Source organism: Candidatus Chloroploca asiatica (assembly GCF_002532075.1).
Taxonomy (GTDB): domain Bacteria; phylum Chloroflexota; class Chloroflexia; order Chloroflexales; family Chloroflexaceae; genus Chloroploca; species Chloroploca asiatica.
Genome location: NZ_LYXE01000036.1, coordinates 26,197 through 46,879, shown reverse-complemented (window position 1 = coordinate 46,879; position 20,683 = coordinate 26,197). Strand labels below are relative to the sequence as shown.

Annotated in this window: 13 protein-coding genes; 4 read left to right on the top strand and 9 right to left on the bottom strand. The window is 57.1% G+C overall.

Annotated elements, in window-relative coordinates; translation table 11 throughout:
- Positions 1-141 precede the first annotated feature (141 nt).
- Both A9Q02_RS24800 and A9Q02_RS03165 read left to right on the top strand, forming a co-directional pair.
- Positions 142-1,038: a hypothetical protein gene (locus tag A9Q02_RS24800; RefSeq protein WP_245860260.1), complete on the top strand. Its 897-nt coding sequence runs from the start codon at positions 142-144 to the stop codon at positions 1,036-1,038.
- A 123-nt stretch (positions 1,039-1,161) separates the two neighbouring features.
- Positions 1,162-3,141: a phospholipase D-like domain-containing protein gene (locus A9Q02_RS03165; protein ID WP_097650912.1), complete on the top strand. Its 1,980-nt coding sequence runs from the start codon at positions 1,162-1,164 to the stop codon at positions 3,139-3,141.
- An 18-nt stretch (positions 3,142-3,159) separates the two neighbouring features.
- Here A9Q02_RS03165 and A9Q02_RS03160 read toward each other — a convergent pair whose 3' ends face one another.
- The 4 genes from A9Q02_RS03160 to A9Q02_RS03145 are packed head-to-tail and all read right to left on the bottom strand — an operon-like array spanning position 3,160 to position 8,133.
- Entirely contained in the window at positions 3,160-4,728 is a 1,569-nt protein-coding gene (locus tag A9Q02_RS03160; RefSeq protein ID WP_097650911.1) for a DEAD/DEAH box helicase, read from the bottom strand.
- Positions 4,725-6,095, bottom strand: a complete 1,371-nt coding sequence (locus tag A9Q02_RS03155; RefSeq protein ID WP_097650910.1) for a BREX system ATP-binding domain-containing protein — start codon at positions 6,093-6,095, stop codon at positions 4,725-4,727. The genes A9Q02_RS03160 and A9Q02_RS03155 overlap by 4 nt, the downstream gene beginning before the upstream one ends.
- The gene (locus A9Q02_RS03150; RefSeq protein WP_097650909.1) at positions 6,059-7,294 is read right to left on the bottom strand and encodes a BREX system ATP-binding domain-containing protein; all 1,236 of its coding nucleotides are present in this window, start codon (positions 7,292-7,294) and stop codon (positions 6,059-6,061) included. The genes A9Q02_RS03155 and A9Q02_RS03150 overlap by 37 nt, the downstream gene beginning before the upstream one ends.
- Positions 7,291-8,133, bottom strand: a complete 843-nt coding sequence (locus tag A9Q02_RS03145) for a hypothetical protein (RefSeq protein ID WP_097650908.1) — start codon at positions 8,131-8,133, stop codon at positions 7,291-7,293. The genes A9Q02_RS03150 and A9Q02_RS03145 overlap by 4 nt, the downstream gene beginning before the upstream one ends.
- 304 nt (positions 8,134-8,437) lie before the next feature.
- Between A9Q02_RS03145 and A9Q02_RS23565 the strand changes: the two genes are divergently transcribed.
- On the top strand, positions 8,438-8,662 hold the full coding sequence (locus A9Q02_RS23565; RefSeq protein WP_141508678.1) for a hypothetical protein: 225 nt from the start codon (positions 8,438-8,440) through the stop codon (positions 8,660-8,662).
- A 47-nt stretch (positions 8,663-8,709) separates the two neighbouring features.
- Positions 8,710-9,729, top strand: a complete 1,020-nt coding sequence (locus A9Q02_RS03140; protein ID WP_097650907.1) for a tyrosine-type recombinase/integrase — start codon at positions 8,710-8,712, stop codon at positions 9,727-9,729.
- A gap of 671 nt (positions 9,730-10,400) precedes the next feature.
- Here A9Q02_RS03140 and A9Q02_RS03135 read toward each other — a convergent pair.
- From A9Q02_RS03135 to A9Q02_RS03115, 5 genes are all read right to left on the bottom strand, one after another.
- Entirely contained in the window at positions 10,401-13,511 is a 3,111-nt protein-coding gene (locus tag A9Q02_RS03135) for a WD40/YVTN/BNR-like repeat-containing protein (RefSeq protein ID WP_097650906.1), read from the bottom strand.
- Positions 13,512-13,527: 16 nt separating this feature from the next.
- Complete coding sequence (locus A9Q02_RS03130; protein WP_097650905.1) at positions 13,528-14,772, bottom strand: RCC1 domain-containing protein; 1,245 nt, start codon at positions 14,770-14,772, stop codon at positions 13,528-13,530.
- A 22-nt stretch (positions 14,773-14,794) separates the two neighbouring features.
- The gene (locus tag A9Q02_RS03125) at positions 14,795-16,582 is read right to left on the bottom strand and encodes an RCC1 domain-containing protein (RefSeq protein ID WP_172450573.1); all 1,788 of its coding nucleotides are present in this window, start codon (positions 16,580-16,582) and stop codon (positions 14,795-14,797) included.
- A gap of 90 nt (positions 16,583-16,672) precedes the next feature.
- Complete coding sequence (locus A9Q02_RS03120) at positions 16,673-19,018, bottom strand: WD40/YVTN/BNR-like repeat-containing protein (RefSeq protein ID WP_097650903.1); 2,346 nt, start codon at positions 19,016-19,018, stop codon at positions 16,673-16,675.
- A 77-nt stretch (positions 19,019-19,095) separates the two neighbouring features.
- Positions 19,096-20,640 carry a PD40 domain-containing protein gene (locus A9Q02_RS03115; RefSeq protein WP_097650902.1) on the bottom strand — a complete coding sequence of 515 codons (1,545 nt, stop codon included), beginning with the start codon at positions 20,638-20,640 and terminating at the stop codon, positions 19,096-19,098.
- Positions 20,641-20,683: the final 43 nt, after the last annotated feature.

Genomic DNA, 20,683 nt, shown 5'->3' with positions numbered 1-20,683 from the left:
GGTCGTGCCATACTCAGAAGAGGAGCAATCTGAGGTGGTTTCATAGCGGCACTTCTCATGCCCCTGGATCAGGATCCGGTGTCATCTCCCTATGGCGCACGTCTTCGCATCGCAGCAGCGCCCCAGCCCAAGGAGGTTCCTATGCGTCGCTCATCACCGCTTGAGTTCATCGTGGTCTTGCTGGCCCTCGGATTGTTGATCGCGCTCAGCATGTTTGTCGGCTTTCAGCTAGGTCAACGGACGGCGGGCGGAACGAACGTGATCACCCTGCAAGCTGCCCAGGCTTCGACACGTGCGCCCGTGTCTGTCATACGCATGGAGGCACGCCAAGCACCAGCCGAACCAACGAATTCACCCGTACCCACGAGCACCCCTGCGCCCACCAGCACCCCCGCGCCTACCAGCACCCCCGCGCCTACCAGCACCCCCGCGCCTACCAGCACCCCCGCGCCTACCAGCACCCCTGCACCCACCAGCACCCCCGCACCCACCAGCACGCCGACCAGCATCCCGACCCCCATCCCACCGGAAGTCTTCACCGGGACAAGTTCGCGGGTCTTGGCGCTTACCGTGCCTATGATCTCACGCATCTATCTCGGCCATGAAGGACGGAGCAACTTTGCCGTACTGGCCTATGACGAACAGGATGAGCGCGAACTGCTCGTGAATGAGATCGGATATTATGCAGGCCATCGCTATCTTCCCGCTGGCACCTACGATCTCGAGATCAATGCCGATGGGCCATGGCTCATCCGAGTCACACCGCTCGCCTGGGACGAAGCGGCCCGGAATGCGCTTGAAGGGCAGGGCGATGACATCCGTGGTTGGTTCACGCCCGCCGTATCGCGACAAACCTATCACTTTACGCACCAGGGTGGCAGCAACTTCGCCGTGTTCCTGCGCTGTGATACGGACGATGATCTGCTCGTCAATGACATTGGCATCGTTGACAGCGAGCACATGGTCGTCTTTGGTCAGGCTTCGCGGTGTTTTTGGGACATCACAGCCGATGGAGCCTGGACGATCACGCCGCGATGAGGCGGGCGACCTAGCGAGCCTGTAGCGCACATGGATGGGGGAGGCCCGTACCTGCTCACCCCATCACTCGCTTTATCACCTGTGACGAGGGCCACTAAACCCTAGCAGGATGAGGAGGATAACGTGCGAACCAAAAAAGCAGCGCAGCAACAAGAGGGGCCACTCTTTCGGGAATTAGATGAACGGCCCAAACTCCAGATCGTCCAGGCATCGTTCGTTGCCCAGCAGGAGGCATCGTTCCCCGAACTTATTGCAGGCTACGATTCCCTCCGGGTGCTGACCTACTCCAACAGTGTCGCGATCATCAATCATGCAGCGGCTGCGCTTGCGGACATTGAGATTGTCTTTGGCCGCGAGGACATCCTCAACGGCATGGCGCAATACCTCCACTACCAGGAGTTCCTGCTCCGCGATCTCATCACAGAGCGCACGGCACACGTTCACATCCGTCAGAAGATTGAATCAGGGGCGCTGCGACTCTACGTCGTGCAGGAGATGATCTCGCATGAGAAACTCTTTCTGCTTGAAGGGTCAGCAGGTCACCGGGTGATCACCGGGTCAGCAAACTTCTCTGACGCGGCGTTTACCGGGACACAGAATGAAAGTTACCTCTGCTTCGACAACGATCCCGGTGCCTGGGACTACTTTTGTGCCAAATATGAGCACATCCGCCAGAGATCGGCCACGAGCATTGCGAAGACAGCCGTGCTCGACGACGTGATCGACATTGAGAAACTCCCAGCCCTCTCCGCTGGCCGTCCAGGCGGCGAGGTGCCAAAGATTATCATCGTGTCTGACCGTTCACCAGCACCAACCCCCGTGCAAAAGGCCCTGAGCCAGAAAACACCAAAGCACTACACCGGCCTGAGTTCCGTACTGACGACGGAGCACGGGGTCGTGCGCCTGGATCGCGGGACAACCAGCCGGGTGGTGCAGTATGTCCGCAGTAACTCCCGCACCGAAACGGAAAACACAGAGGAGTACCTCAGCATCTACCGGGAGCGGAGCGAAGTCGTGCTCTCCGGCCAGCCATATGCCCTTGTCCCTCCTCCAGCGGCGGTGCAAGCCGATGTGGACGGTCTGACCGAGTACTTCAAGGGCTTTACCCAGTTCCGCGGTGGCGATCCGGCCCGGCTTGCCCGCGACTACTTCACGTTCATGAGTTGGCTGTACGTGGGGCCATTCATCTGCGACTTCCGCAACCGCGCCCTGGCTCGTGACGAGTATCTGATGGATTACCCCATTTTCGGAGTGCTCTACGGCAAGAGTAATTGCGGCAAGTCAGAACTCATCCGCACGTTATTGGTGTCGATGTTTGGACGGGAAGGCTTCCTGCCTAATGATTGGCTGACCAAGAGCAACATTCCCGGACTTCGTGAGCAGAATCGACGCTACCCGATGGTCTTTGACGACCTAGATCGGACACGCTTCGACAACCACGTCAATGCGCTCATTAAAGACGACTCCGTGCAACTCCGCGAGTACCCCATCACGGTGCTCTCAATGAACGCCGAAAAGGACACCTTCGAGACCGAAATCCGCAAGCGTTCCCTGATCATCTACACCGGCGCATCCCTGCCTGATCATACCGGCGAAAGCCGGAAATTGGCAAGCCAGATCAAGAAGATCAAGCGCGCCCTCGGGACGGCGCTCTACCGCGAGTACCTCCGGCGGGTGCTGGAGCAGCTTCAGGATGAGCCGCCCACCGACATCCTCGCTTTCTCGTCAACGATCCTCGTCGAGATTTTCGCGGAGCATCGCCAGGGGGCGCTGCCTGCGTGGTGTCGCACCGTCAGCATGAACGACTATGTGCAGGCCAAGCACGACAAGGTGAAAGATGAATTGGGACAACTCTACCGTCACAAGCCGAGCGCATGGAGCATCCAGGCAGGCAAAGTCATCTTGAAGCTTGATGATATCGTCAGTGCCCGCAAGCTGCGCAAAGACATCCCGGACTATCTGATTAACCCAGGCTCGCAGGGCGACGTGATCATTTTCACCCAGGCGGATCTGGAAACCTTTCTTGACACCCCCTTGCTGCAACCAGGTGAACCGATGAGCATGTGGCAACACATGCTTCTCCGATGGAAGAGATCGAGGTGATACGCCCTTGGATCCAGTTTAGCGCCGAAGATGAACTGGGAGGAAGGAGGTGTACCGCCCGGCTTGCGGATGGCGTTTAAACACGGCAGGATCAGCCGAACCCCGATATCGTCGGACGCGCATCACTGGATAATGCACATCAAGAATTTCCCAGATTACACCCGCAAGGAGGAACACTTGATCAACTACCCCTGCAACGGAACCAACCTGCTGATTCGACTCTACGTCAATGACTTGGTACATAGCAGAATCTGGAATATTAGAGTGGATTTCCCCTCGCTCAGCCTTATCGAGCATAGTCGTACTTAAGAACCACTTATTACTCTTTTGCTCGAGCCAATCCCGCGTTGCTAAATGATTCAGAATGGCCTTAACCTCAGAGGGAAGCGCCAGATGGTGGAGAAGGGCCGCAAGCTCATGTTCGTCACTACCACTCCCCTGCTGCTGGAAGAGAATGGAAAAAATTTGCTGCACGACTACCGAACGATCAAGGATATAGGGGCTGGGATCGAGATAGCCACCTGTTACCATATCAAACATTGCCGACAAGACACGCTGAGTTGCAATATCAGTACTGATGCCAACCACCTCGATCTTGCCAGATCGCCGATTACCCCGCCCAATGCGCTGCAATAGCGCAGAACAACTCCAGGGGATGTCGGCAAGCACGACTGCGTCAATATCACCAATATCAATCCCAACTTCGAGGGTTGATGTTGCAACTCCAACAGCGACCCGTGCTTCACGGAGAACTTGCTCTGCCTCTTCACGTCTTTGACGGCTGAGTGAGCCGTGGTGAGCGACCACGGGGTAGGGTTGCCAGATTTCTGCAAGGTCACGAGCAACAAGCTCAACGCCCTCACGCTTGTTGCAAAAGTACAGCAGTTTTTTCCAACCTTTGGTTCGGGCAAGAAGTTTGATATCGGTGTGGTTGGCAGCAAACTGGAGTGACGCCGATCGTTGTCCATCGATCGCCACAACTGTCGCACTGGTGACGTAGCGTGCTGCAACCGCATCTGGATCGGCAAGGGTTGCTGAGATAAGGTGGATTTTGAGTTGGGTTGCGGTCAGTGCCTGGAGGCGTGTGACAAGGATGCGCAGCTGGTCTCCACGATAGGTGTTATCGAGGAGATGGATTTCGTCCAGAATGATAGCCCGAACTGACTTGAGCATCTGCGGACGTCGGGACAGGAGCGAGTCGAGTGACTCCGGAGTTGTGATCAACCAGTCTAGCGCTTGCGGAAGATACGGGCGATCACCATGTTTGAGTTCAATGCGGAATCCCATATCGCTGACCGGGCCACCGACACGAACAAGAGTATCGTTCGCGAGAGCCCGGGTCGGAACCACATATATGACAGCAAGTTCTTCCCAACCCTCATTCCGGTGAAGTTGGGAAACTGGGGCCGCAATTGCCTCGGTTTTCCCAGACGCAGTCGGTGCCATCAAGACGACCTGAGCCCCATCCAGCACATAGGGTATGGCTGCGAGTTGGGTCAAAGTGAGTCTACCGTAACTGCCGAAGAACGGACGCCAGGCATGAGGCAGACGAGTACGCAATATTCGTGTACAATCACGGTCATTCACACCAGCACCTCATCAGGGGACACACCTGGATGCAGTCGGAGGAGATCAAGGGCTTCAACGAAGCCCTTGATCTTCATCCGGAGCGAGTCGTGCTGTTGAGTCTTTTCCAGAACCCGCTGGAAGACCACATCGAGAGGGAGAGCATCACTTTTGAAACAATATGCTTGGCGGTAGAACCCGCGAACCTTCTCAAAGATATGGTAGAGTGCCTCCTCATCAAGCGGTTGCAAGACAATCTGTTCCACTGAAGTTGCAATGAGAGATTCCTTGACGGCCGTAGGTGCATTATAGAGGCTTGTGAAGGCAAGGGCAAGCTTGAGACCACTGATTGGCTGGTACAAGAAGGGAATATTCCATGCGTATGAACTTGTGATAAACCCCCTATCTTGTGGATGACCAAGCATCCAAGGATCATTGTTAGCAACGGCAAGGAGTGTATCAAGGAAATTAAAGCTCTTTACACTCGAGTCTCGCGTTTGATAACCAAAAAGAGTTTCGCTCTCATCGAAGATCAGAATGAGGCCTTTGAGACTTAGCTTCGGATGCTGACAGAACCAACCAAGCCCAGAGAGCAGGTTGGTGTAGATGTTTGCAGCAGTTCCGTGATTGTAGAGTCCTGGTAAGCTGTTATAGGCGTGGTTAACATCGTAGGGCCGAGGTATATCTTCACGCGCCATGATCCAGTTCCACACGGCCTCATCCGCAAGGTGTGTCTCGAGATGGGAGAAGTACGGATGCGTACGGGTCAGGCCAGCGTAGACGGCGCACCGCACTAAGTCCTTAAACCCCAGGTGACGTCCGGTGAGAGCATCGCGATAGGTCAGACTCTCGGCGACCTGGCTATAAACGCGCTTTGGCCTCGAGAAGGGTGACTCTTGCGTGTCCATCTCGATGAACGCGACGGCATACCCTTCTTTCAGGGCGTACCGTCGCAAGTAGTTGAGGATGTGCGTTTTGCCTGTGCCATAGGTACCCTGGATAATGCGTGCGCCATCATCTTCGGCGGTTAGCCACCCCTGAAGTTGAGCAAGCTCAGCATCACGCCCGAAAGTGAACGTTTGTACCCGATTTTCAGGCACAATGCCCAGGCGAAGAGTTTCGATAATGCCTCGCGGAACAGGAGGTCCCGAGCATACCTGCCGAGTGGGATGTGCAACCTGAACTGGATCTAGCTCTTGCATCGCTGGTGCCTCTGCCTGTACCTCATCGGCACGCACGTATCGTTCGCGACCGTTGCTAAAGCGTACATGAAGCTCAAAGCCAGCAAAGCGCTGTCCGATCACAACCCCTGAACCGTGGATCGGATGATGGATGGTGTGAGATGTCATGACTATGGCTTTCTGGTGATCTCTGTAAGGGTTGGGCATATGCCGTGGTGGTTGAGATAATGAAGCCCCGCAACCATCGTTTGCACGAATAGTCGTTTATAGCCCTCGTCACCGAAACGTTGATCTTCGGCCCAATCGGCCACCATGATCACCATTTCGTTGAGTTCTTGTGCGTCGAATGAACACTGGTAGGCAACCTCGTAGATCTGTGCAAGCTTCGTCCCAAGGGTATGAAGAAACATAGTGTGGTCACCAACCGTCTGTTCCAACATCACCTTGACCCCAGTTGGATTGATCTCGGTGAAGACGGTGCTTAAGCGCTGTTTCAGAGCCTCATAGACCTGGGTGCGACCTTCGAGAAAGTTTTGATCAGGAACGGCATAGACTATGAACATGCCCTCGAACGAGGACTGCCCGCACTCATCGATCATCTCACGAAGGTTACTCAGGAGTTGCTCACGATTTCGCGTGCTAAGGCTAGGAATACGCTCCGCCTCATCAAGCAGCACGACGAGGCCACTGTAGCCCAACTCACGCACCATGCGTACCATGGCACGAATCATTGGGAACGCAGTGCTCCGATCAAGCTTCTGGTTGATGCCATAGTGCTGAAGGGCACGCCGGTCAAACCCTTCGCCCTGAAGCCACTGACACACCTGGTCAAAGGCTTCTTGCCGGTTATTGTGGTACGACTCAAGGGCTTTTCTGACCGCAGTTCGATAGTTTAGGTTAGGAAGATCAATCTGCCGAATGTCATCAGCAAGACATTCACGGGCTCGATCCAGACTCATTTCCTGTGTCTGATATGTCTGCAGACGCTTGCCATACCATGCCCGGAGAAATGAGCGAATACCACGGTCAATATGCTGATCAGTACCATCATCAGGAGGGAGTAGTCCAGCCGCGATTGCCTTATATACCAGGTCAAGCGCATAGAAAGGGCTTTCGCCACTACTCTTCAGGCTCACGTAGGAAACGGCATAGTGCTTAGCTCGGGCTCGGTCACGCAAGCTGTAGAGAAAATGAGTCTTGCCACCGCCATAAATGCCAACCACCATCTTAAAGCTTGCACCACCATACTGGATGTAGCGATCAAGATATTCATCATCAAGCACATTGAGATATGGATCCAGTCCCACCGAAAAGTGTTGGAGTCCCTCCTCAGGCGGTGTGCCAGGACCACCAAGCGCCTGGATGATACGCAGAGCGAGCAAGGGCGAGAGATTGGTGTCACTCATATCACTGTTTCCTTCAAACTGAGGTGAGAGTAGGTTGTTCCGCCCGTCCCATTGACATCTGGGATCCACAAGAAGTCGTCTCGGCTTCGGGTGTACATACGGGTTGCAATCGTAAGTTGCACACGCCCGCGAGTCTCCACATCGCGGCGACAGCGATCTAGGTCATAGCTAAAATCGGCCCGACTGTAGCTGCGGTAATGTTCACGAATGGGGTTCTGATAGTAACTACGACTCTGGAGAAGATGAGCGATTTCAGGCAGAACTTTGATGATGGGTACTCCAGGTAAATCTGATCTGTGGGGTACTCGCCGGATAGCCTCTTCTAATTTAACCAAGTACTCTATTGGTCGCAACGAACGGCCGAGTTGCTTGAGAATCCGGGTAACCCGCTTGCTCACTTCGGATGCTAGCAGTGGGGCAGTATCCAACAATTCCTGCTCGTAGCCATACCAGATTTCCACCTTGCTCTGGTCTGCAAGCATGTGGAAGGTAAAGAAGTTCGCATGAAGCAGAGGGTACTGACCTGTCAGCGTAAGATCGAGATCACGCAAGCTAATAGCAAGCTCCTTGCCAAAGCGTTGGCGCAGTTCTTGCTCGAGCTGGCTGATCTCGCTCTCATAAGCCATTACCCATTCGCGAAGTCGGACAATCTGGGGATGGTGATCCTTCGAATCGACTGCATTGAGTTGCTTCACAATCCCTTTAATCTTCGCGAGATTCGCAGCGCGATCATTGTCCAGGCGATTGAGCTCAGCCAGCAATTTGGGCAACTTGGCAGTATCTGCCGATGCAGTGGGCAGGGCCTTGAGAATGTCCTCAATCGCGACCGGGGTAGTCATAGGTTTCCTCACACAGCCAACATTGGCACTCACAGATACGATAGTTATATGTGCTTTGCAAAGACATGTGAGAGACGCTCTAACCATGTGCTTTGGTATGCAATCATATAAGATATTCTAACACTCTCACATTACCATTTTGTATCCAGACTCTTAACGCCTTCTTCCGAGTCGAAGTCATGCTTGAGTGTACTGGCCGCACCATCCATTGCGCTACGCCGGTGCTGCACTGATACCAGCGTCCCCAACCTCCCGACCGCACCGCAGGCCACGCAAACGAAGAAGGCGCGCTTGCGCATCCCCAATGATCACAGGTACGCCGAACAGCCCTGCTCGTCCATCGACGCCCAGGCCACACGAGCACGGAGCCACCAGGCTGATCCTCGCCCCCGATGTCCAGGCACAGGGTCGTCGCGACGCCCTGCGCCGCTCGACGATCCGACCACGCGCCCGTGCGCCTGCGGCTCTTCCCCGTAGCGGTGAGGGCGCACGGGTGTGCGGGCCGGGGGCGGGTGAGGTGGTAGAATAAGTCGTGAGAATGACGATTCTCACAACCTATTGTCCACGGAGGCCCCCATGACCCATCCGGCCCCGCCGACCCCACCAACTGACTGGGAACCACCCTGCGAGGGCGACCTGATCGCCCGTGACTCGGACACCGGTCGCCCGAACGCCGCCGCCCTCTACCTCGCCAACCTTACCCCCGGCTCCCGGCGTACCATGCGCGAAGCCTTGAACACCGTGGCCGCCTTGCTCGGCGTGGCCGAGGTGCGCACGACCGACGGCCAGGACGTGCGCTGCCTCCACACGCCCTGGGGAGCCGTGCGCTACGCCCACACCATTGCGCTCCGCGCCACCCTCGTCGAACGCTACGCCCCGGCCACCGCCAACAAGATCCTCGCCGCGCTGCGCCGGGTCTTGCAAGAAGCCTTCCGGCTGGGCGAGCTCCCCGCCGAGGAGTATCAACGGGCCGTGCTGGTGCCGACCGTCAAAGGCCACCGCGAACCCACCGGGCGCGTGATCACCCCCAGCGAGGTACGGGCGTTGCTGCGGGCCTGCGCGGATGATCCCTCACCGCTCGGTCGCCGCGATGCCGCCGTGCTCGCGCTGATCCGGGGCACCGGCCTGCGCCGCGCCGAAGTGGCCGCGCTGAATCTGGAGGCCTATCACCGCGAGACCGGCGAACTGCTGGTGCGCGGCGGCAAAGGCAACAAAGATCGCCGGGTCTGGGCACCCTCCGGCACCCGCGCCGCACTGGAGGTCTGGCTCGGGGTGCGCGGCACCCATCCAGGGGCCATGTTCATCCGGGCCTACAAAGGGGGCCGCTTTAGCACCCAACGGATCACTGCCGAAGCGGTGGCCCTGATCCTGACCAACCGAGCCCAGGAAGCTGGCATCCCCGCCTGTACCCCGCATGATATGCGCCGCACCTATATCTCCGAACTGCTCGATGCCGGGATTGACCTGGCGACAGTGCAACAACTGGTCGGGCACGCGCAAGTGACGACCACGGCCAGCTACGACCGGCGGGGCGAAGCGGCCAAACGCAAAGCAGTTGAGTTTGTCGAAGTGCCCTTCTTTGCGCCGGCAGAATGAGCCTGGATGCTTGCGTTGTCGGTGGGGCGTTTAGGGTACATATGTGGTCATGTGAGGACACGCCCGGAGACATGGCGTATTGGGGCGGGCGTCCGGGCGCAGCGCAAACTCAGGTTCGCCTTCGCGCTTCATCTCGTTCGTTCGATCCGACACCAGTTGTTGTATCGATCTGCAAGCCAGAGCCGGTAGCACTGGCGAACGATTTCGTTGCAAGAGATCCTTGCCAGTGCGTTGGCACGGAAGTGCCAAAGGGTGCGGCGGTAGGCGTCGCAAGTTCTGGGCACCTTTCCGGCGAAGGAGTCAAGGGAGGCTGTGGTCAGCGGAAGCGAGAGGTTCGGCCACCGGCACAACCTTGCTGGTACGAGTGATCGAGCCGAGCTTGGCCGGGAAGCTGTGGTCGGCACTGAGCGCGAATCGCAACAGCACGGGATGTGCCTATGCGAGCGGCGCAGTAGCTTCAGGGGCTGGCGATGATTCAGTTGCCGCCGTGGGCAGCGCGGGTAGTCCGCCAACCAACAACAGAACGAAGAACGTCAGAACGGCGAACGACGTGGAAAAGTGATGAGTCAAGAGGTTCTCCTTTTGCCACATCGTTAGGAGTGGAGACTACGCATGCGCTTGCAGGTTCGGAGGTCTGTGGATTGCTTTGAGCAAACCATTACTGCACGCCGTTAACGTCGTACCAATGGCAGATGGAGCACAGGCAACCGAGCGTGGGCTGGAACATTGTCCGGTATCGCGATTCCTGCAGGCGCGTCGCTCGGCGGCATACGCAGCGGAGTAGTATGTACCAGCCGATAGCTTCCCCACACGCTTGCTCCGCTATTCACGGCAGTCGTGTTGGCCCTGACCACGTAGTAACCCTCTGGCGCTGTCGCCTCAGTCTGGAGAAGCGCCGTGAAGCGCCCATTGCGATCAGTACTGACGCTGCCGATGTCGCTGCCGTTGATCTGCAACTGCACCGTCGTCCGTGCCGGGAACTCGGTTCCCGTGATCAGGAAGGCGCTTCCAGGAGCTCCCTCGGAGAAGTTACAGGTCAGGCTGGGCTTGATGATCGGCCAATCGCCATGATAGAGGATGACGCCGGCATCGCCGACCGCCCAGAGATTATTGGTTGGTGTACCCCAGATCCCACGCAGGCTGTAGCTGACGCCTATGTGTTGATCGAGCCAGGAGTTGCCGTCCCAGCGCAGTGTGATGCCACTACTGTAGCCATCTTCCCCTACGACCCAGACATTGTTGGCATCCCGTCCCCAGATTCCGTAGAGATGGATGATCATGTGCTCGTTACGGTGAGCGTTCCATTGCTGGTGCCAGGCGCTGCCATCCCACTTCATAATGCTACTGTCATACATTCGTCTGTTATTACTGATGACCCAAAGATTGTTGGCATCCGTCCCCCAGATGCCGGTTAGTCTACTTGTTAGTTCGGTTGTTCCTAACCTGGAGTGCTCTGTCCAGGCCAAACCGTCCCATTTTAGCACTGCGCCTTCATTACTTACGACCCAGACATTGTTGGCATCCAGCCCCCAGATGGCATTGAGGTCATCGCTGGTGCTGCTCACCTGGGGCGACCAGGTACGTCCATCCCATTTCAGGATGGTTCCATTCAATCCGACAGCCCAGACATTGCTGGCATCGGCTCCCCAGATCGCCGTGAGGTACGGCGGTGAACCGATTGGTTGCGGCGCCCAGGTGCGACCGTCCCATTTCAGGATGATGCCGCGATGATCAGGCAACCAGCTATAGCCTTGTCTTCCGATAGCCCAGACATTGTCGGCATCGAATCCCCAGAAAGCATGGATAACGGCGTCGTTCGTACTGCTGCGTTGTTTGACCCACTTGCGACCGTTCCACTTAACAATCGTTCCATTGCTTCCAGCCGCCCAGACGTTGCGGGCATCCGCACCCCAGATCCCGATCAGACTGTCGATCCTAGGCAGGTTTGGATCCGCGTCGCTCCACTGATCGCCATTCCACAACTGGATCCCTGACCCGACGACCCAGACGTGATGAGCGTCACTGCCCCCAACGGCGAAGATCCTGTGCCCTTCTTCGCTTGCCTGGCGCGACCAGGCGCGGCCATCCCACTTGAAAATTCCTTCGCCCACCGCCCAGACATTATTCGCATCTAAGCCCCACACACTCGAGAGGAGGTGCCCTTCGAAATCGAAGGACTGCGCCGCCCAGGTCTGGCCATCCCACTTATAAACGCCTTTGCGACCAACAGCCCAGATGTTGTTGGCGTCGGTACCCCAGATAGCCTTGAACCCCCGAAACAAGTTCTCCTGCTCCCATAATTGGATTTCCCAGGTCTGGCCGTCCCACTTATAAATACCTTGCATGCCGACGGCCCAGATGTTGTCGGCGTCGGTACCCCAGAGCGCTTCGAAATGGAGTCTCTGACGGTTTTCCATCTGCGGCGGCGCATCCCAGGCCTGACCATCCCACTTCAGGATCGTGTTCCCCTGGCCCACAACCCAGATATTCTCGGCATCAAGGCCCCAGACACCCGTGAGGCTATCGGTTGTGCCGCTGAGTTGTTGTTCCCAGCCTGTGCCATCCCACTTCAGGATGGTACCATTTTCGCCCACCGCCCAGACATTATTGGCATCCAGCCCCCAGACAGCCCGGAGCGCATGGGTGGTGCCACTCGTCTGAGCCGACCAGGTAGCGCCATTCCACTGCAGAATAGCACCAGCACTGCCAACCGCCCAGGCGTGATCAGCATCTGCACCCCAAACGCCATTGAACGTCATGCGCTCAAAGATCCGCTGCTGGTCACGCCATGTGATACCCTTCCATTCGAGGATGGTGCCAGCTTCGCCAACGGCCCAGGCGTTATTTGCGTCGAGAGCCCAGATCGCGCTGAGCCGTGGAGGTGAGTCGACCCGCTGCAGGCGCCAACTGACCTCAAAGCTATCAGCAGTAAAGGATCTGGCGACAATGACGCCACGCTCGCCGACGGCCCAGACATGCTCAGCGTCCAGACCCCCAATCCCGTACAGCGTCTCGTTCGTATTGACGTGTTCGGCAGACCAGATCCAGCCATTCCACTTCAGAATAGTACCAGCAGTGCCGACGACCCAGATGTTTTGTGCATCGGTTCCCCAAATGGCAGTGAATAGGATGCGCGATTGGTGTTTTTCTACCCAATGTGTACCGTCCCACTTCAGGATGGTGTTATTGCCTGCCACCCAGATATTGCCGGCGTCTGTGCCCCAGACGCCATTGAGGCGCCTGGATGTGTTGCTCGTCTCAGCCGACCATGTACTGCCGTCCCAGCGCAGGATCGTGCCGTCGTTACCGACTGCCCAGACATTGTTGGCATCGGCTCCCCAGATCGCGTTAAGCTGACTTCGGGTGGGGGTAGGGTAGCGTGACCATGTGCTGCCGTTCCACCGGATGATGATGCCATCCGTACCGACGGCCCAGATGTTTCGAGCACTCGTTCCCCAGATCGCAGTAAGTGCGTTCCCGAAGCCGCTGGTTTGGGCCTGCCAGGTCTGGCCGTCCCAGCGCAAGATAACCCCACCGTTTCCTACCGCCCAGATGTTATTGGCGTCTATCCCCCAGATACTCAGGAGATGATTCCCCTGAGGAAGCGGGTTCTGCCATTGCCAGCCGCTCCCCTGGGTGCTTGCCGTCGCCGGTTCGCCCAAGATGATGGCAGTCAGCAGCAAGATGCAGGTTAGCCGTAGCAGTCGTTGCGTGCTCATCGCCAAGCGATGGAATCGATCATACGAAGCGACTCTCATCAGAAAACGATTGCGGATAGACATGTAATGCCTCCTTAGTCTAGCGGCGCACCAGCGGCAGGAAGACCGATTGTGGCGCTTCCCAAACAACCCCGACCGGCGTCAGGCGTCGCGTTGTCGTGCCATCACCCAACTGCCCATACACGTTGTACCCCCAACAGTGCAGACTCCTGTCCAGCATGAGCGCACAGGTGTGCAACCCTCCCGTCACAACTGCAGTTATGCCGCTCTGAAGACCAGTCACCGCTACTGGGATGGGTCGCTGCGTTGTCGTCCCATCACCCAATTGGCCTTCATTGTTTTTGCCCCAGCACACTACTCCACCTTGCGCGGTTACAGCACACGTATGCTGTTCTGTAGCCGAGATAGCGGTAATCCCCTGCTCCATGCCACTGACAAGCCCTGGGGTGAGGCGACCGATCGTGGTGCCATCACCAAGCTCACCAGAGATATTTCCACCCCAACAGAGTACTGCCCCCGCATCGGTGAGCGCACACGTATGGTTTAGTCCCAGCGTGATCGCGCTGACACCCTGATCGAGGCCAACGACAGCCACTGGTTCAGCACGATTCTCGCGTGTTCCATCGCCAAGGTGCCCCGCGAAGTTTTGCCCCCAACACTTCACCCCTCCTGTGTTGGTAAGCACACAGGTATGGTAGTTGCCTACGGCAAGCGTAGCTATATCACGATTCAGTCCGCTAACCTTGACAGGGGTAAGCCGCTGTTCGGTTGTCCCATCCCCCAACTGCCCATAATCGTTGCGCCCCCAACACCAGACATCGCCTTCGAGTGTAAGGGCACAAAAGTGGCCATAGCTTCCGCTGACAGCAGTAACGCCACGATCCAAGCCGCTGACCATGACTGGCCATGAGCTACCCTGCGTGGTACCGTTACCCAATTGACCGTCCAAATTCGAGCCCCAGCACAGCACCGCCCCCTCAGTGGTAACAACACAGGTTTCGCCGTTACTCGTCGCAACAGCACGGGCCTTGGGTTCGAGTCTTTCCACACGCATTGGAAGCAGGCGATGGTTGAAGGTTCCATCACCCAACTGACGACTGCTGTTAGCGCCCCAACAGAGCAGATCGCCTTCCAAGGTCAATGCACAGGTGTGAAAACTGGCTGAGACTTGCACAATTCCGGTCAGCGGGGTCGTGGTTTGGGTCAGCCCTGCCTCCCTGGCTGGGCCATTCCAGCTTGCTGCTGACAGACCAGTGAACTGCCCTAGCCCAAGCAAGGCCAGCACCAGGCCCAGCAGCGTGAACTGTTTGATCGTTGGGCGCATAGTTTTTTCCTTGTCTCGACGCTCATCGTTGAAGGAGCGGCAGGTACACACTGTGCCTGAAGTCTGGCGGCACGATCTCAATGACCCGCAAGGGATCGCGGGGGATCGTCGTTTGGCCGGAGCCGTTGCTCCCCCAGCAGCGCAATGCTCCGTTCGCCGTCATCGCACAGGTGTGAAACCGACCGGCGCTGACTTGGCTGACCGGGCCAAGGTCAGCCGGCAACCTCAGCTGTCCATGCGAGTTAGAACCCCAGCAGCGCAGCGCCCCGCCTGTCGTTACTGCACAGGTGTGTTCCCACCCCGTGCTGACCTGACTGACCGTACCAAGGTCGTGCGGTACCATTACCTGGCCGCCTCCGTTCCACCCCCAGCAACGTAACGACCCGTCTGTCGTCACCGCACAGGTGTGCCGCCAATCTGCACTGACCTGGGTGACCGCGCCGAGGTCGCTCGGCACCTCCGCCTGGCCCTCACTGTTTCTTCCCCAGCAGCGCACTGCCCCTGCCACCGTCACCGCACAGGTGTGAGAACCCGCGCTGACCTGGCTGACCACCCCGAGGTTATCCGGCACAGCCGCAGATCCCATCCATCCCCAGCAGCGTAGCACCCCGTCTGTCGTTATCGCACAGGTGTGAGACGAACCGGCGCTGACCTGGCTGACCGGGCCAAGGTTAGCCGGTACCGTCGCCTTGCCATTCCCGTTGGAACCCCAGCAGTGCAGCGCCCCGTCTGTCGTTATCGCACAGGTGTGACTTCCGCCTGCGCTGACCTGACTAAACGCGCCGAGGTCGTCCCGTACCTTCGTCTGGTCATTCTCGTTTCGCCCCCAGCAGTGCAACTCGCCATCCGCCGTCAGCACGCATGTGTGATCGAAACCGGTGCTGACCTGGCCGACCGGGCCAAGGTCAGCCGGTACCGTCGCCTGGCCGTACGTGTTTGCCCCCCAGCAGCGCACCACCCTGTCTGTCGTTATCGCACAGGTATGCCCACCACTCCCGGCGCTGACCTGGCTGACCGGGCCAAGGTCAGCCGGCAACCTCAGCTGTCCATGCGAGTTAGAACCCCAGCAGCGCAGCGCCCCGTCTGTCGTTAGCGCACAGGTGTGATCTCTTCCCGCGCTGACCTGGATGACCACCCCGAGATCGCCTGGCACCTCCGTCTGGCCGGACAAGTTATACCCCCAGCAGCGCACCCCCCCGTCCGTCGTTAGCGCACAGGTGTGAAACGAACCGGCGCTGACTTGGCTGATCGCGTCGAGGTCGCCCGGTACCGTCCTCTGGCCGAACTCGTTGTTCCCCCAGCAGCGCAGCGCCCCAGCCGCCGTCACCACACAGGTGTGATGTGCACCCGTACTGACCTGGTTGATTGCACCGAGATCGGCTGGTACTGTCGTCTGGCCGTGCAAGTTATACCCCCAGCAGCGCACTGCCCCTGCCACCGTCACCGCACAGGTGTGAGAACCCACGCTGACCTGGCTGACCGCGCCGAGGTCGGCTGGCACCGTCGCCTGGCCTTCGTCGTTGTACCCCCAGCAGCGCAGCGCCCCGTCTTCCTTCATCGCACAGGTGTGACCCCCACCCACGCTGACCTGGCTAACCGTGCCAAGGTCGCTCGGCACCTCTGAACTTGCACCCCAACAGTACAATTGCCCGGCGGAATTGATCACACACGTTTGAGACCATCCCGCGATCACTTGAGCCAAGACTGGCGGTGCCGCAGTGGCGGCAGTAGGCAACGCGGGTAGTCCGCCAACCAACACGAGCACGAAGAGCGTCAAGGCCGCGAGCGACGTGAAAAAGCGGTGCGTCATGATAGTTTTATCCTTAAGCTGATGCCACATGGTCTTGCTGCGGTGCAGCAAAGCCGCATCGCAGCAGGACAGTCGCAGCCCACTGACATACTAGCGCCACACGAGCGGCAGGTAGACCTTCTTTGCACTAGAGCTAATATCCTGTGCGCCGCCGTTACCAAGTACGCCTGTGCCGATGCCAACGGAGAAGCTGATGTCTCTCATTGAAGGCCCGGTGATCGCGACCGTGCTCCCTGCTTGTGCATCCGCAGCAACATCAGCAGTGACAAACAGGTAGCTACTGCTGTTTTGGGTCAACTTCTGCCGGTTGAAACTGGAGAAGGTCTGGACTCCTCCGCGTGCGGTAGGGATGTTGACACGACCAAGCAGTGTGTCATTAACTGGATCGAAGGTGGCGTCGCTCGAATACCATAGCCGCAGATTGGTAATCTCACCGGCCCGATACGTACCTTGTGTGGTGAGTTTCAAATCGTTCAGGATAGTATCGCCACTCGTGACATCGAGTTTGAGCGCGTAAAGCAGGTTATGGCGACTGCCTGGGTTGATACTTCCAGCGGCGACTTGCGGCGAGCTAACTACAATCTGAGGAATGGAGACATATTGGAATATGCTATACTTCCCCAGCCCGAATAATACATTACTTGTGCCACTGCCCCACATCCCGGAAAACTCTTCGTCTGGTGCCGCGATCATCGGTTGCCATTCTCGGCCATCGTAGTGGAGGATCGTGCCACTCTGGCCGACGGCATAGACATCGTTGGCGCTGCTGCCCCATAGACTATACAGATCTCGGGTCGTCCCACTCGCCATGGAGTTCCAGCTACTCCCGTTATAGTGCATAATCAGGCCAGAGTCGCCCACAACAAACACGTCATTCGGGCCGCTGCCCCAGACGGCCCTTAGAAAACGCGATGTCCCACTCTCTATTGGACTCCAGCTACTCCCGTTATAGTGGAGGATCGTGCCACTCCGGCCGACGGCAAAGACGTCGCTGGCACTACTACCCCATATACCATACAGTGTCATGTCCGTCCCACTGGTCATAGCTTCCCAGTTATTACCATCGTAGTGGAGGATCGTGCCATTCCAGCCGACGGCAAAGACATCGCTGGCACTACTACCCCATATGCTATACAGTCGCATGTCCGTCCCACTGGTCATAGCTTCCCAGTTATTACCATCGTAGTGGAGGATCGTGCCATTCCAGCCGTTGGAAGGCCATGTATATCCCACGGCAAAGACATCGCTAGCACTGCTACCCCAGATGTCGTACAGAGAAGCATGATAGTAATTCATCGGGACGGGCATGACCTTCCAATTCATTCCATCGTAGTGTAAGATCGGTCGATGTTGACTGCTGGTTTGGTCTCTTACCGCAAAGATGTTATGATCACTTGTGCCCCACATAGCATCATAATCCATGTCGTTCAAATTGTTATAGTCCATCACATGCCAATTGCTGTCTTTATGGTGTACAATAAAACCTACTGTACTTCTCCTGCCAACAAAAAATGCGTTACTCGTGTCTGAAACCCATACAGAATTCACTCGCCATCCAAAATTATCAATAAATTCCCATCTACTACCGTTGTAGTGGTAGATAGTGCCTTTGTTGTAGTAATCATCGCCGACTGCATACACATCGTTTGGCCCACTGCCCCACGCACTACGCAACTCGCCTGTTGTCCCGCTTGGTATCAAGCGCCAACCAATGCCGTTGTAGTGCAGAATCCCCCCACTGCCAACGGCAAACACATTGCTAGCACTTGTGCCCCAGACGCTATTGATTGGCCAATCCGTTGCGGTCGTCTCACTCCAAGATACACCGTTATAGTGCATAATCAGGCCAGAGTCGCCCACAACAAACACGTCGTTCGGCCCACTGCCCCAGATGCCCTTCAGAGCACTGCTTGTCCCACTCGCTATCGGACTCCAGCTATTGCCGTTGTAGTGGAGGATCGTGCCAGCGTGGCCCACTGCATAAACATTGCTAACACTGCTACCCCATACCCCATAAAGCCACGGCGTTCTTGTGCCACTAGGCATCTGCTGCCATTCCTCGCCGTTGTAATGCAGGATTAGCCCACTCGTCGTGCTGAAACCTCTTCCGACCACGAAAATATCACGGTTGCTGCTCCCCCAGACACTGTTTAACACCACGCCATCTTGCGTACTCGTCCCGCTGATCATCTGCTGCCATTCCCTGCCGTCGTAATGCAGGATGGTGCCTTTTTCACCGACTGCATAGACATCGCTGGCGCTACTACCCCAGACACCATTTAGTCCAGCCCAATCGGTTATCGTCATCGGCGTCCAGTCAGAGATAACACCAGACGCCTGCACACGGGAAAACGGTGTCAGTGAGCAGAGATACACAAGTAGCGCGAAGACTGCCAGCGTTCCGAGCGCATTTTTCCTCAAGAGGTGCAGTTTCATAAGCTTCTCCTTACTGATTACTGCTATGGTGCCGACGCTAACCAACTACTTTTGCCGCCTACCGTCCACCCCGCACCTCACTCCCCAACAGGCCCAGCAAAACGTGGTAGGGGGGGCGCATTCTCGGGGTGTAGCTCGAAGCGGGCACGTTCGAAGTATTGCACCTGGTACTCGCGTCCGTCGCTCAACTGCTCCGTGATCAGGCCGGTGAGCGGCAGGCCGAAGAGCGCCAGGTTTTCGCTTTCGCTAAAACCGGGACGCCCGTCGAGTTCAAGGCCATTAGCGCGCCAGGCGGCCAGAATGTCGCCACAGACGTTGCGCCCCGTCTCGACGAAGAAGCGGCAGCCAGTCTGGGGCGTTTCGGGTGCGACCGCCTGCCAGTCGTAACCGCGCTGTGCTAAACGATCCGCACCGAGCCGCCCCAGCAGCACATCGTAGGGGCGCGGGTTGGCCGGGTGCAACTCGAGGCGATTGCGCTCGAACCACTGCACCTGGATCGCCCGCCCCTCAATCATCTCCTCGCGCTGCTCCGTTAGCGGGAAGCCAAAGACCGGCAAGCCGCCATTCTGCTCCCAGTAGCTACGGATGCGCCCCGCAATGCAGAAACCGGTCTCGGCAAAACAGCGCTCGTCACCCGCCGGGGGCGGTGGGGCTGGTGCAGGCGACCCGGCTGGGCGCGACCAGTTGGGGGAGCGACCATCATCAACGAGCTTAAACCGCCCTGATCCGTCGGCGTTGACGATAAAAATGCCAATTCCTCCCAACTCCATGCCGTAATAAGCTATTTTGCTGCCGTCAGGAGACCATGTGGGCTCATAAGCCTCAAAAAAATCGTCTTCGTTGATCCAGCGAGCTGCGCTAGAACCATCAGCAGGCATTACAAACAAGAAGCCAACATCACCAGCGGTATTAGCGATGAACGCCAAGCGGCTACCATCGGGTGACCATGCTGGGGCGCTACCTGCTGTTAAGAACTGAGCAGCACCGCCATTTTTATCAACTATATAAATAGCTGAGTAGTTATAATGATATGTAACACCTTCTCCCTCGCGTACATCCACAGATGAGAAAGAAATTCTATTCCCATCAGGATGCCAAGCAAGATCAGCGATCCAATTTGGCCGTTCGTTATTAAGTTGAAAGAATATCGGTATTTCAACGATGTCTGATCCATCAGAACGCATCGTGAAAAGCTTTCTTGCCGATTCATTTTCGCTATAAATAAAAGCGATGCGTTGACCATCAGGCGACCAAACTGGCTGAGACGCCCAATCCAATCTCGTCAGGCGTCTGATATTGCTGCCATCGGCTTGCATGACATAGATATCGCTGTGCCAGGCATCGGCTCTAAACTGTTGATAGATAGTAAAAGCAATCTGGCTTCCATCCGGCGACCAGACCGGATGCGCATAATCACCTCGAGTATCAAACGAAGTCAAGCGGGTGAGGCCACTCCCATCGGGATTGATGACCGAGATCGCACGCTTACCTTCTGCTTCGTGATACGAAACAAACACAATCCGCCCCTGATCCGCCTGGGCCTGCACGCCAGACGGCGCAGCAGGCAGCGCCAGCAGCAGCGCAACGATGAGGATCCCCAACACCAGTGAGAAACGTTGCATGGTCTTGCACTCCTTTGTCGCTATGTGTCTCCCTTGACTTCGA

Coding starts and splice junctions, on each gene's coding strand:
- A9Q02_RS03150 (WP_097650909.1), bottom strand. CDS start 7,294: ATGAGTGACACCAATCTCTCGCCCTTGCTCGCTCTGCGTATCATCCAG.
- A9Q02_RS24800 (WP_245860260.1), top strand. CDS start 142: ATGCGTCGCTCATCACCGCTTGAGTTCATCGTGGTCTTGCTGGCCCTC.
- A9Q02_RS03120 (WP_097650903.1), bottom strand. CDS start 19,018: ATGAAACTGCACCTCTTGAGGAAAAATGCGCTCGGAACGCTGGCAGTC.
- A9Q02_RS03140 (WP_097650907.1), top strand. CDS start 8,710: ATGACCCATCCGGCCCCGCCGACCCCACCAACTGACTGGGAACCACCC.
- A9Q02_RS03130 (WP_097650905.1), bottom strand. CDS start 14,772: ATGCGCCCAACGATCAAACAGTTCACGCTGCTGGGCCTGGTGCTGGCC.
- A9Q02_RS23565 (WP_141508678.1), top strand. CDS start 8,438: ATGATCACAGGTACGCCGAACAGCCCTGCTCGTCCATCGACGCCCAGG.
- A9Q02_RS03135 (WP_097650906.1), bottom strand. CDS start 13,511: ATGTCTATCCGCAATCGTTTTCTGATGAGAGTCGCTTCGTATGATCGA.
- A9Q02_RS03115 (WP_097650902.1), bottom strand. CDS start 20,640: ATGCAACGTTTCTCACTGGTGTTGGGGATCCTCATCGTTGCGCTGCTG.
- A9Q02_RS03155 (WP_097650910.1), bottom strand. CDS start 6,095: ATGCCCAACCCTTACAGAGATCACCAGAAAGCCATAGTCATGACATCT.
- A9Q02_RS03145 (WP_097650908.1), bottom strand. CDS start 8,133: ATGACTACCCCGGTCGCGATTGAGGACATTCTCAAGGCCCTGCCCACT.
- A9Q02_RS03125 (WP_172450573.1), bottom strand. CDS start 16,582: ATGACGCACCGCTTTTTCACGTCGCTCGCGGCCTTGACGCTCTTCGTG.